This window comes from Paenibacillus sp. FSL R5-0527 (genome assembly GCF_038008055.1).
Taxonomy (GTDB): Bacteria; Bacillota; Bacilli; order Paenibacillales; family Paenibacillaceae; genus Fontibacillus; species Fontibacillus macerans.
On record NZ_JBBOYI010000001.1, the window covers coordinates 2,533,938 to 2,546,422 of the forward strand.

7 protein-coding genes are annotated in these 12,485 nt (G+C 58.4%); 5 read left to right on the forward strand and 2 right to left on the reverse strand.

Annotated elements, in window-relative coordinates; translation table 11 throughout:
• The first annotated feature begins 92 nt into the window (after window positions 1-92).
• From NYE69_RS11140 to NYE69_RS11150, 3 genes are all read left to right on the forward strand, one after another.
• Window positions 93-2,102: a vWA domain-containing protein gene (locus NYE69_RS11140; RefSeq protein WP_340926204.1), complete on the forward strand. Its 2,010-nt coding sequence runs from the start codon at window positions 93-95 to the stop codon at window positions 2,100-2,102.
• Window positions 2,086-5,040: a VWA domain-containing protein gene (locus tag NYE69_RS11145; RefSeq protein WP_340926206.1), complete on the forward strand. Its 2,955-nt coding sequence runs from the start codon at window positions 2,086-2,088 to the stop codon at window positions 5,038-5,040. Before NYE69_RS11140 ends, NYE69_RS11145 begins: the two co-directional genes overlap by 17 nt.
• Window positions 5,041-5,214: 174 nt before the next feature.
• On the forward strand, window positions 5,215-6,333 hold the full coding sequence (locus tag NYE69_RS11150) for an IS110 family transposase (RefSeq protein WP_036623922.1): 1,119 nt from the start codon (window positions 5,215-5,217) through the stop codon (window positions 6,331-6,333).
• A 1,067-nt stretch (window positions 6,334-7,400) separates the two neighbouring features.
• Here NYE69_RS11150 and NYE69_RS11155 read toward each other — a convergent pair.
• Window positions 7,401-8,519 carry an IS110 family transposase gene (locus NYE69_RS11155; protein ID WP_036623922.1) on the reverse strand — a complete coding sequence of 373 codons (1,119 nt, stop codon included), beginning with the start codon at window positions 8,517-8,519 and terminating at the stop codon, window positions 7,401-7,403.
• Between the two features lie 529 nt (window positions 8,520-9,048).
• On the opposite strand from NYE69_RS11155, the gene tkt reads away from it, so the two are divergent.
• Both tkt and ppnP read left to right on the forward strand, forming a co-directional pair.
• The gene (tkt, locus tag NYE69_RS11160) at window positions 9,049-11,076 is read left to right on the forward strand and encodes a transketolase (protein WP_340926209.1); all 2,028 of its coding nucleotides are present in this window, start codon (window positions 9,049-9,051) and stop codon (window positions 11,074-11,076) included.
• A 34-nt stretch (window positions 11,077-11,110) separates the two neighbouring features.
• Window positions 11,111-11,425, forward strand: a complete 315-nt coding sequence (ppnP, locus tag NYE69_RS11165) for a pyrimidine/purine nucleoside phosphorylase (RefSeq protein ID WP_036625106.1) — start codon at window positions 11,111-11,113, stop codon at window positions 11,423-11,425.
• A 105-nt stretch (window positions 11,426-11,530) separates the two neighbouring features.
• On the opposite strand, the gene NYE69_RS11170 is transcribed toward ppnP, so the two are convergent.
• On the reverse strand, window positions 11,531-12,427 hold the full coding sequence (locus NYE69_RS11170; RefSeq protein WP_340926212.1) for an NAD(P)-dependent oxidoreductase: 897 nt from the start codon (window positions 12,425-12,427) through the stop codon (window positions 11,531-11,533).
• Window positions 12,428-12,485 lie beyond the last annotated feature (58 nt).

The following is a 12,485-nucleotide window of genomic DNA, read 5'->3' on the forward strand; positions in this document are numbered from 1 at the left end:
GGTCGCGGCCTCTTTTTGTCTCATCAATGATCCGGGACGCCGCTCGTGATTTGTTGCGGTATGTTAGATCATCAACGTGGGGGGATGAAGTCATGGGGGTATTGGATTGGTCGGGACTGTGGTTTGGCCTTGCGCTTCCGGCGATCGTACTGATGTATCTGTTTAAACGAAAATATATCGATACGCTCGTGCCCAGCCATTTGCTGTGGAACCGCGTGCTGCGCAACATCGAAGCCAACCGTCCGTGGCAGAAGCTCCAGAATCGGCTGCTGCTCTGGCTGCAGCTGCTCGTCGCCGCTTTGCTCGTATTTGCGCTGATGCAGCCTTTCGTGTGGACCTCCGGCAGCCGTACCGGACATGCGGTCATCGTCGTCGACACGTCAGCCAGCATGAGCGCAGCTTGGGGCGGCGGAGAGGCGGAGAACAAACCGGGCTCCCGCCTGGACCGGGCCAAGGAACAATTGCGCTCGCGCATTGGCGCTTTGGGAACGGGGGCGGAAATCACTTTGGTGAGATTGGGCCGCGAGCCGGAGGTGCTGTTGTCCCGGGAGCGGGACCGAAGCGCACTGAACCGGGCGGTCGACGGGCTTGCCCCCGATTACGGGCAAGCGGCATACCGCGAGACTTTGTCGCTTGCGGAAGCCTTGACGCGGGACGATCCGGAAGCGAGCGTCATCGTATATACGGATGGCCGCTGGCCCGAACGTACCGATGATCTCGCGGCGGGCGGCGTACCGGTTGAGATCGCAGCCGTGAACGAAGGAGCGGAAGCGAACGCGGCCGTTGAGCAATTCGGGGTAAAGCACGGCGGCGGTCGCCAAGACATGGTTGCGGGTACAGCTGTGGTGCGGAATTACCGGAATGTCTCCATCCAGGCCAATCTGGATTTGTTTGGCGACGGGAAGCTGCTCGCCTCCAAGCAAATTACGGTGGAAGGCGGAAAAAGCCTGCTGGTTCCGTTCGATGAATTGCCCTCGGCGGACGTATACCGGCTCAGCTTAAGCCCCGAGGACGACTATGCGCCCGACAACGAAGCCTTTGCTTTTCTCGAGAGTGGAGATGAGCCGGACATCCTGTTCATCTCCCCCGGGAATCTGTTTCTGGAGAAGGCGCTGCAGTTGTCCGGGGCCCGCGTTACCCGGATGAATACAGTCCCGGCCGGAACGGATGAAGCCGCAGCGGCGGGGCGGCCGGCTTTGCCCGGGATTAAGCCGGATCTGATCGTGATCGACGGTGCTCCTCCTGCGTTTCTGCAGGGGGAACCGTGGGCTGCGCTGCTTCGTCAAACGCCGCTGTGGACCTGGGGAGGCGATGGAAAAAAAGCGGCTCTGGCCAGCGGGGAAGTGAAGCCGGTCAATCACCCGGTCACCCGTTATTTATCGTTCACGACTCCGCCAACGGGCGAACTTCTCGATCAAGAGGTTCCGGCATGGGGGAAACCGATTTTGGAGATCGGAGGACAGCCGGCGGCATATGCCGGGACGGAAGCCGGGCGGAAAAGGCTGGCGTTTCTGTTTGCGCTTGAAGACAGCGATTTGCCGCTGCGCCCGGAATTTCCGATCCTGGTGAGCAATGCCGTAAAATGGCTGCAATCCGGTCAAGCGGCCGGGCTCGGCCGCTTGACGGCGGGAACCGAGGTCGATATTCCCGTCCCTGCGGAGGCGGAGCAGGCCACCTGGGTTCCTGTTGACGGTTATGCTTTGCGATCCGGCACGGCGAAGCTTCCCGCAGCGCGCAAGATGGGCCGCGTGGCCTCCCGGCAGACCTCCCCGGGAATCCCGGGATTGTGGCGCTTTGAGATGCAAGGAGCTGACGGCGAGAAGCTTGCGGCTTATCAGCTTGAGGTTGCCGCCGATCCTGCGGAATCGGGCATTCCCGGGGGAGGGCAGCCGTTTCCGATTGGATTTTCCGGCGATTCGGCGGCACCGGCGGACAGCCATGGGTCTGAGGACGCCGTTGGTTTCAAAGAAGCTGAGCATAGCAAGCCATCGGGCGCTTCGCCGCCGCAATCGCGGCAATCGCTTGTGCCGCTGGCGGCTCTGCTGGCTTTGATGGTGATTTTGGCGGAGTGGGGGGTGTATCAGCGTGGGCGTTCGATTTGATCATCCCTGGTTTCTGCTGCTCCTTGTGCCGCTGGCGGCCGGTGTGCTCTACGCCTATCGCTCCGACTTTAGATTAAGCGGGGGGCGCCGGAAGCTGGCGGTCGGTTTGCGCGCGGCGATCCTGGTGCTGCTGGCAGCGGTGCTGGCCGGCGTCCAGACGTACACTTTGGTGAAGGACAAGGAAGTCGTGATTTTGACGGACCGCTCCGCCAGCATGCCGGAGACGGGGCCCGTTAGCGAGTGGATTGAGCGGGCCGGGGAAGGAAAAGCAGCGGGAGACCGGGTAGGCATCGTAGTTGCCGGGCTGAACGCCGCAGTGGACAAAAGTCTGGATACGCAATCCGTCTCCGAAGATGGCCTGAAGGCGGCGGTTCATCCCGATTTTACCAACCTGGAGCAGGGCTTGGAACTATCCGGCAGCTTGTTCGGAGGACGGGGAAACCAAAGGATCATTTTGATTTCCGATGGCGAAGAAAACGTAGGCGATGCGCTAAAAGCGGCCAGTCTGCTGAAGGAGCGGGGGATTGCCGTCGATGTGCTGCCCGTTCCCGTCAAAGAGCGGAAGGATGCGTCCGTCGAGGAGTTTCAGGTGCCCGGGAAACTGTATCAGGCGGAATCGTTTGCCTTTGAAGTACTGATTCGCAGCACGTTCTCGGGCAGCGCCGAGCTTGGCTTATACGAGGACAACCGCGAGATCGGCCGGCACAAAGTGACTCTGGAGCGCGGGGACAACCGCTTCACGCTGCAGGGGTTGGCGCAAAAGCAGGGGATGCACCGCTATCGGGCGGAGATTTTCGCGGACGGCGACGAGCAGTCGGCCAACAACGCGAACTATGCGTTTACACGGGTCGCCGGAAGTCCGAAGGTGCTGATCGTGGAAGGAGCGCGCGGGACGTCCGCCAATCTGGTAAACGCCTTCAAATCCGGTCTGATCGATTACTCCGTGATCGATCCGGGGATGCTGCCTGCGGATTTGACCAAGTATGCCGGCTATGACAGCATCGTCTTTAACAATGTGTCCGCCGAGCGGATTGGCGGGAAGACGATGGAGTTGATCGAGCAGGCGGTCCGCTCCTTTGGCATCGGGTTTGTGATGGTCGGCGGTGAAGACAGCTACGGGATGGGCGGCTATTTCAAAACGCCGATCGAGCAGCTGCTGCCGGTATCGATGGAGCTGGAGGGCAAACGGCAAATCCCTTCCCTCGGCCTGATTCTCGTGATCGACCGGTCGGGAAGCATGGACGGGGACAAATTGAAGCTGGCCAAGGAGGCGGCGCAGCGCACGGTCGAGCTGCTGCGTCCTCAGGATACGGTCGGCGTCGTCGCTTTCGACGATCAGCCTTGGTGGGTGGTCGAACCGCAGAAGCTGGGCGATAAGAAAGACGTGCTGGCGCAAATTAACGGCATTCCGAGCGGAGGCGGGACAAACATCTACCCGGCCGTCGAAGGCGCGCTGAACAAGCTGCTGGATGTCCAGGCGCAGCGCAAGCACTTGATTCTGCTGACCGACGGGCAGTCGGCCGCGGATTCGGGATACGGCGCGCTGCTCGAAACGATGAATAGCTCGAAAATCACGCTGTCCACGGTCGCGGTGGGGGAAGACGCGGATGCGGCGTTGCTGCAGTCGCTGGCTCAGGAGGCCAAAGGCCGGTACTATCCGGTAACGGATGCCACGACACTGCCGGCGATCTTTAGCCGGGAGGCCGCCATGGTCGCCCGAACGTACATTGTGGACAAGCCGTTTGTGCCGGCCCTGGTGTCCCCGGGGGATTGGGGCAAATGGTTCGCGGGCGGGGTGCCGAAAATTTACGGTTATGTGGCCGCAACGCCTAAAGCGACGGCTCAAACGGTGCTGTCCAGCCCCGAGCCGGACCCGCTGCTGGTTAGATGGCAGTACGGCTCCGGCCGCAGCGTGGCCTGGACCAGCGATCTGACCGGAAAATGGTCGCGGGATTGGGTGAATTGGCCGTCCTATGCCGGCTTGTTCACAGAAATGGTGAAATGGACGTTTCCGCAGTTTTCGGCGTCTCCTTTTGAGGTAAACACGACGATTCGCGGGAACGAGGTTCAATTTGAGGTTACCGCCGAGGATGAAGCTCCTCCGGAAGAGCTTGAAGCGGTGGTCAGCGGCGAAAATCTGCGGGAGGAGCGGGTGCCGCTGGCCCAAACCTCGCCGGGGGTTTACCGGGGAACGATGCCAGCCGATGAACCCGGTTCGTTCCTCGTTCATCTGCAGGGCCAAAGCGAAGGGGAACAGGTGGATGGTGGGACCGGCACCGGTTTTGTCATCCCTTATTCCCCGGAGTACCGGCTGCCGAGCGGGGCGCCGCCGGACACGCTGCGGAAGATTGCGGACAGCACGGGGGGCCGCGTGCTGGATTGGAACAAGCCCGAAGCGGCCTTTCAATTTGCGGCCAAGCCTTACCCGTCGCCGCATGATCTGCAGCGGCCGCTGCTGGCGGCAGCGCTGCTGCTATGGCTCGCGGACATCGCGATCCGCCGCCTTGCGCTGCCGTGGGACCGCATGGCGGCGGCGCTGGTGCGCGCCGCCATGCCTTGGCGCCGCCGCGCGCCGGGCACCGCGGCGGACGGGGCCGCGCCCGGCGCGTCCGCGGAGGCGGACGCCGGGCTGGCCCGGCTCGCGGCGCGCAAGTCGCGCGCGGCCGCGTTTTACGGCGGGGCAGGCGCCCGCCGCGGCGGCGCTGTCGGCGAGAATGCCGCCGACAGGGCGCCAGCGGCGCCTGCCCCGCCGGCCCGCCCTCCGCGCAGCGGGGCGGGCGGGGGCCAGGGGCCCGCGAGCGAGGCGCCGCGGGCCGAAGCGCCGGCTCCCCCGCGGGAGGGAGCCGGTTCGGCGCCTGCCGGCCCGCCGCAGGACAGCGGGCCGGGGGCTTCGCCGCTTGGCCGTCTGCTAGAGGCCAAGCGGCGAAGCAGGCGTTAGCCTTCCCTTTAGTTTCGTAACATAAATGGGAGGTCACGTAGCGCTTGGCTGGGATTAGTAGCTATGATGAACGTAAACAAAAGACAGCCCTCCATATTGCTACATCTCGTAGGTTAAAATGGATAGTGAAAACCAAACCATTTCAGAGCTACATAGCAAAGGAGAGCTGATACTATGCAGTCTACCACAAAATTCGTCGGTTTAGATGTATCCAAAGAAAAAATTTCGGTTGCTATTGCAGATGCAAGCGGTGAAACTCCTCGCTATTACGGGAGCATTCCTCACACTCCGGCGGCGCTGCGCAAGCTGATCAAAGAACTGGGACCGGCCGAAACGCTATCGTTTTGTTATGAGGCAGGTCCGACAGGTTACGAAACCTATCGCTGGATCACCTCCATGGGAGCCCATTGCGTTGTCATTGCTCCGTCGCTTATTCCCAAACGCCCTGGTGATCACGTGAAGACGGATCGACGGGACGCCGAGCAGCTTGCCCGTCTGTTTCGTGCAGGAGAATTGACTCCTGTCTACGTCCCGGAGCGGGAAGACGAGGCTTTGCGGGAGTTGGTTCGCGCCCGGGAGGCCGCCAAAGAGGACGCGCATCGGGCACGCCAGCGGATATTGAAGTTCCTGCTCCGCCATCAAATCGAACCGCCGGCTACGATAAAGCGTCGTTGGACCCGGAAGTACCGTTCCTGGCTGGAGCAACTGACATTCCCTTATGAGCCCATGCAAGTAGCCTTCGACGAGATGCTCCATACCTTAAATGAGATCGAGCAGCGGATGGGGCGTTTGGAAAAAGCCTTGGTTCAGCAAGCCACGGTCGGCTCCAAGGCAACTCTGATTCGGGTGCTTCAGTCCCTGCGTGGGATTGGACTACTGACGGCCGTCACTCTAGCTGCTGAGATCGGTTCATTTACTCGCTTCCGCTCCCCGGCCCAACTCATGGCGTATTTAGGGTTGGTTCCTCGTGAGAGTTCAACCGGCCTGAGTACTCGGCGCGGAAGTATGACCAAAGCCGGTAACGGGCGCTTGCGCCGATCCTTGGTGGAATCCGCCTGGAGCTACCGTCATCGGCCTGCGGTGAAAGGAGATCTCGCCAAGCGTTTGGATGGCATGCCGGCCGATATACAACTGTTGTCGTGGAAAGCGCAAGAAAGATTGCATTACAAATACCGTCATCTCATTTTTGGAAAGAACAAACACAAAAATGTGGCCGTAGGCGCGGTGGCCAGGGAGCTAACCGGGTTCATATGGGCTGTTGCTCGAACGGTGGAACAACCGGTGGCTAACTAACGCCCCTTCCGTCCCCTTTGGGGAGACGCAGGGAGCGTTGCCCCCTGCACCCCCACACTCGCCGTGAGGCGTTCCTCATTTCCAATGAGGAATAGGAAAAGTGTTGATTTGAACCTAACCGCTTGTCAAGAAAAGCGCTTGACAAGCTCACGCCTGAGCACGAGGCCCGGGAGCAAACGAAGGTTCCGGGAGAGAATTTGCGTCAACCGTTTGCACTAGGTGAGTAACTGAACGTGCGCTTCTAGCTTGCAAGAGCTCTCCTTGACGAAGGCATAACATGTGGTACCAACCCACGGATAGCAGCGTGCCGACCGTCGCTCGCATTTTTGCTCTCGCGCCACGTGCTCAGGCACCTCTCACACGGAGGGCTTGACAAAAACGTTCATAGCAACGGATGTAATAGTCGCTATTTTGCCAAAAAAGCCCGTTTCTAAATTTTAACGGTTGTGAGCGGTGTTATCTGCTCAAATCTGAGCCCAAATCGCCGGGTTTTAGCTAAATAAGCGCTATGGCAACCGTTAGAATTTGAAAACGGCGATATTAGAGCAAATAGCGGCTGTGGCAACCGTTAGAATGTGGTGGCGAGAAATTGTATCTTGTCGGATTTAATGCAGGCGCTAGTGCCGTTAGAATGGAAAACCCCTTGATTATGCCGTATTAGCGTCGCTCACAACCGTTGCTATGAACGTTTTTGTCAAGCCCTCCGTGTGAGAGGTGCCTGAGCACGTGGCGCGAGAGCAAAAATGCGAGCGACGGTCGGCACGCTGCTATCCGTGGGTTGGTACCACATGTTATGCCTTCGTCAAGGAGAGCTCTTGCAAGCTAGAAGCGCACGTTCAGTTACTCACCTAGTGCAAACGGTTGACGCAAATTCTCTCCCGGAACCTTCGTTTGCTCCCGGGCCTCGTGCTCAGGCGTGAGCTTGTCAAGCGCTTTTCTTGACAAGCGGTTAGGTTCAAATCAACACTTTTCCTATTCCTCATTGGAAATGAGGAACGCCTCACGGCGAGTGTGGGGGTGCAGGGGGCAACGCTCCCTGCGTCTCCCCAAAGGGGACGGAAGGGGCGTTAGTTAGCCACCGGTTGTTCCACCGTTCGAGCAACAGCCCATATGAACCCGGTTAGCTCCCTGGCCACCGCGCCTACGGCCACATTTTTGTGTTTGTTCTTTCCAAAAATGAGATGACGGTATTTGTAATGCAATCTTTCTTGCGCTTTCCACGACAACAGTTGTATATCGGCCGGCATGCCATCCAAACGCTTGGCGAGATCTCCTTTCACCGCAGGCCGATGACGGTAGCTCCAGGCGGATTCCACCAAGGATCGGCGCAAGCGCCCGTTACCGGCTTTGGTCATACTTCCGCGCCGAGTACTCAGGCCGGTTGAACTCTCACGAGGAACCAACCCTAAATACGCCATGAGTTGGGCCGGGGAGCGGAAGCGAGTAAATGAACCGATCTCAGCAGCTAGAGTGACGGCCGTCAGTAGTCCAATCCCACGCAGGGACTGAAGCACCCGAATCAGAGTTGCCTTGGAGCCGACCGTGGCTTGCTGAACCAAGGCTTTTTCCAAACGCCCCATCCGCTGCTCGATCTCATTTAAGGTATGGAGCATCTCGTCGAAGGCTACTTGCATGGGCTCATAAGGGAATGTCAGTTGCTCCAGCCAGGAACGGTACTTCCGGGTCCAACGACGCTTTATCGTAGCCGGCGGTTCGATTTGATGGCGGAGCAGGAACTTCAATATCCGCTGGCGTGCCCGATGCGCGTCCTCTTTGGCGGCCTCCCGGGCGCGAACCAACTCCCGCAAAGCCTCGTCTTCCCGCTCCGGGACGTAGACAGGAGTCAATTCTCCTGCACGAAACAGACGGGCAAGCTGCTCGGCGTCCCGTCGATCCGTCTTCACGTGATCACCAGGGCGTTTGGGAATAAGCGACGGAGCAATGACAACGCAATGGGCTCCCATGGAGGTGATCCAGCGATAGGTTTCGTAACCTGTCGGACCTGCCTCATAACAAAACGATAGCGTTTCGGCCGGTCCCAGTTCTTTGATCAGCTTGCGCAGCGCCGCCGGAGTGTGAGGAATGCTCCCGTAATAGCGAGGAGTTTCACCGCTTGCATCTGCAATAGCAACCGAAATTTTTTCTTTGGATACATCTAAACCGACGAATTTTGTGGTAGACTGCATAGTATCAGCTCTCCTTTGCTATGTAGCTCTGAAATGGTTTGGTTTTCACTATCCATTTTAACCTACGAGATGTAGCAATATGGAGGGCTGTCTTTTGTTTACGTTCATCATAGCTAGAACATTTCTTAGTTTTCGAGTTTTACTGAAAAACAGAATTAAAAGGGCGATCTTTGCTTTTATCAATCTATCGGTGTTTTTAGGAGTGTACCTCCTTAATAAGGATTGGCCATAACCAGGTTTAGCTCCTTTGAGTAATAGGCCGTATAGAAGGTCCTTTTCTCTAAAGGGGCTTTTTTTATTTAATGGTGACGTTTCGAGGGGGGAGATTGCCGCCTGCATGAAAGAGCGGCAAAAATGATTACAAAGTAATTTCGAGTGAACACCTTGGGAATAATGATATGGTAATGGGTTACAAATGATGATACAATAAATAAAGTCAAAATGATTTTTTCAATTTGATTGTTTTGTAATCGCAAAGTTAAGTTTTCATGGTTTTCAAGGATCTTTTGATGATTAAGGAGGAAAATGAATGCCAATTTCAGAGAACAACACGATCGATAATTTGTCGATTACGACGATTCGGACGCTGGCGATCGACGCGATCGAAAAGGCGAAGTCCGGCCATCCCGGCATGCCGATGGGGTCCGCACCGATGGGTTACCAGCTGTTTGCCAAAACGATGAACCATAACCCGGACGTTCCGAATTGGATCAACCGCGACCGCTTCGTCTTGTCCGCCGGACACGGCTCGATGCTGCTGTACAGCCTGCTGCATCTGTGCGGGTATGATCTGCCGATGGAAGAAATCAAGCAGTTCCGCCAATGGGGCAGCAAAACGCCGGGCCACCCGGAATTCGGACATACTCCGGGCGTAGACGCCACGACGGGACCGCTGGGCCAAGGTCTGGCGATGGCCGTCGGCATGGCTTTGGCGGAAACGCAGCTTGCGGCGACTTACAATAAAGGCGATCTGAAAGTCGTCGACCACTATACTTACGGCATTTGCGGCGACGGCGACCTGATGGAAGGCGTGGCCAGCGAAGCGGCTTCTTTGGCCGGCCACCTGAAGCTGGGCAAATTGATTTTCCTGTACGACTCCAACGATATTTCGCTCGACGGCAAGCTGAACCTGAGCTTCTCGGAGAACGTAAGACAGCGCTTCGATGCTTACGGCTGGCAAACGCTGCTCGTTAAGGACGGCAACGATCTGGCCGCGATCGAAGCGGCGATCGAAGAGGCCAAACGCGATACGGAGCGCCCGACGCTGATCGAAGTGAAGACGATCATCGGCTACGGCAGCCCGAACAAGCAGGGCAAAGGCGGCCACGGCGGTACGCACGGCTCCCCGCTGGGGGCGGAAGAAGCCCAATTGACGAAAGAGTTCTATAAATGGGTCTATAAAGAAGACTTCTATGTCCCTGAAGAAGTGCGCGAGCATTTTGCCAAAGTCAAAGAACGGGGCATCGCTACTTACAAAGCTTGGCAAGAAACGTTCGCCCAATATAAATCCCAATATCCGGAGCTTGCGGCTCAATTCGAACGCGCGGTAGCCGGGGATTTGCCGGCAGGCTGGGATGCGAAGCTGCCGAAATACGGCGCTTCGGATAAGGCGGTATCGACCCGCGTCGCTTCCGGCAACGCGCTGAACGGCCTGGCGCCGAACGTACCGCAGCTGCTTGGCGGCTCCGCTGACCTGGAAAGCTCGACGATGACGCATCTGAACGACCTTGCCATGTACACGCCGGAAACCCGCGACGGCCGCAACCTGTACTTCGGCGTTCGCGAATTCGGCATGGCCGCGGCCATGAACGGAATTATGCTGCACGGCGGTTTGAAAGTGTTCGGCGGCACGTTCTTCGTATTTACCGACTACTTGCGTCCGGCGGTGCGTTTGTCGGCCCTGATGAAGCTGCCGGTAACTTACGTGCTGACGCACGACAGCATCGCCGTCGGCGAAGACGGCCCGACCCACGAGCCGATCGAACAGCTCGCTTCCCTGCGCATCATTCCGGGCCTGACGGTCATCCGTCCTGCCGACGGCAACGAAACCTCCGCAGCCTGGGCTTATGCGGTTGAGAACAAAGCGAATCCGGTAGCGCTCGTATTAACCCGCCAAAACCTGCCGATTCTCGAGAACACGGCAGAGCTGGCGCGCGACGGCGTAAAACGCGGCGGCTACGTCGTATCCGACGCGAAGGACGGCAAGCCGGTGGCGCAGATCATCGCGACGGGCTCCGAAGTGCAGCTGGCGGTTAAAGCGCAAGCCGCGCTGGCCGAAGAAGGCATTCACGTCCGCGTCATCAGCCTGCCGAGCTGGGATCTGTTCGACCAGCAGGATCAAGGGTACAAAGACTCCGTCATCCTGCCGAACGTCAAAGCCCGCGTCGCCGTGGAAATGGCGCATCCGTTCGGCTGGGAACGTTACGTCGGCGAAAGCGGAACCGTGCTTGGCATCGATAAATTCGGCGCGTCCGCTCCCGGAGACAAAGTTATCGCCGAATACGGCTTCACCATCGAAAACGTCGTTAAGCACGTAAAAGCGCAATTGAACAAATAATCTCGGCGGCCGGGTCGCGAAGGGAGAGGGGAACGTGGCGCAGCAATTGCAAAATGTTACCGTAGAGAAGAACGCCAATATTTATTTTGACGGCAAAGTGACCAGCCGGACCGTATGGCTTCAGGACGGCAGCAAATTGACGCTGGGGATCATGCTCCCCGGGGAATACGAGTTCGGAACGGATTCGCTGGAAGTGATGGACATTTTGTCCGGGGACCTGAAGGTCCTGCTTCCGGGCGAAACATTGTGGAGAGAAATCAGCGGCCGCGGAACGTTTACCGTTCCCGCCAAGTCTTCCTTCAAGCTGGAAGTGCGGAGCGTCACGGATTACTGCTGCTCGTACGTCTAGCGGCGGGTGCGCGCATGCCGCAAAAAGCAAATAAAAAGGCAGGTTAACAGCGTTATGGCGCTGTACCTGCCTTTTTACAAATATCGTGGAGAGTCCGATCGACCGTTACACCTTTTTATCGCCGATTTTTTGGCCGATCCAAGCCTCGTAGAGCTTCACGACGGAGGAGAGGTCCTCTTCGCCGAAGCCTTGCGTTTCGCCCGCCTGGAACAGGCTTTTGGCCTGGTTCAGCATCGGCGCGGGAATGCCCGAGCCGTCGGTCAGCGCCGAGGCCAGCTTGAGGTCCTTGAGCATCAGCGCCAGGGAGAACTGGTTGGAAAAATCGTGTTCGATGATTTTCCGGCCTTTCAGCTCGGCCGCTTTGCTGCCCGCGGAACCGAGCTGCACCAGCTCCAGGAACAGGCCGGCGGGCAGGCCGGATTTGGCGGCGATGGCGAAGCCTTCGGCGAGCGCCAAGTTGTTGATGCCGACGATGGTGTTATGGGCCAGCTTGGCCACCGCGCCGCTGCCGTTTTCGCCCATATGCAGCACCTTTTGGCCCATCGTCTCAAAGATATCCATGACCTCGGCCAGCGTATCGGCCGGCCCGCCGACCATAAAGACGAGCGTGCCGGCGATGGCGGCCGGCGAGCTGCCGGTGACCGGCGCGTCGAGAAAAGCTCCGCCCAGCACGGAAATCTGCTGCGCCAGCTGTTTTACGAGCGCGGGCGAGATCGTGGAGCAGTCGATGACTTTAGTCCCGGGGCGCAGGCCGGCAAGCACGCCTTCGGGCCCTTCGTAAACGGCGGCGATGGAGGCGTCGTTGCTGACCATCGTGATGACGACGTCGGCGGCGGCAGCGGCTTCCTTCGGCGAGGCGGCCACGGCGGCGCCTTGTTCGGCGAGAGCAGCGGCTTTGGACGCGGTGCGGTTGTAGACGGCAACCTCATAGCCCTGCTTCAGCAGGTTGGAGGCCATCGGAGCGCCCATCGTGCCCAGTCCGATAAATCCGATTTTTTTCATAAACGATCACCTTTCAAGAAAAATTGAACAGCATTTAATTATTTTAGCATAGAGGGCC

Bases quoted from the DNA above. Each gene is read 5' to 3' on its own strand.
- NYE69_RS11140 (WP_340926204.1), top strand. From the start codon at position 93: ATGGGGGTATTGGATTGGTCGGGACTGTGGTTTGGCCTTGCGCTTCCG.
- NYE69_RS11150 (WP_036623922.1), top strand. From the start codon at position 5,215: ATGCAGTCTACCACAAAATTCGTCGGTTTAGATGTATCCAAAGAAAAA.
- NYE69_RS11155 (WP_036623922.1), bottom strand. From the start codon at position 8,519: ATGCAGTCTACCACAAAATTCGTCGGTTTAGATGTATCCAAAGAAAAA.
- tkt (WP_340926209.1), top strand. From the start codon at position 9,049: ATGCCAATTTCAGAGAACAACACGATCGATAATTTGTCGATTACGACG.
- NYE69_RS11170 (WP_340926212.1), bottom strand. From the start codon at position 12,427: ATGAAAAAAATCGGATTTATCGGACTGGGCACGATGGGCGCTCCGATG.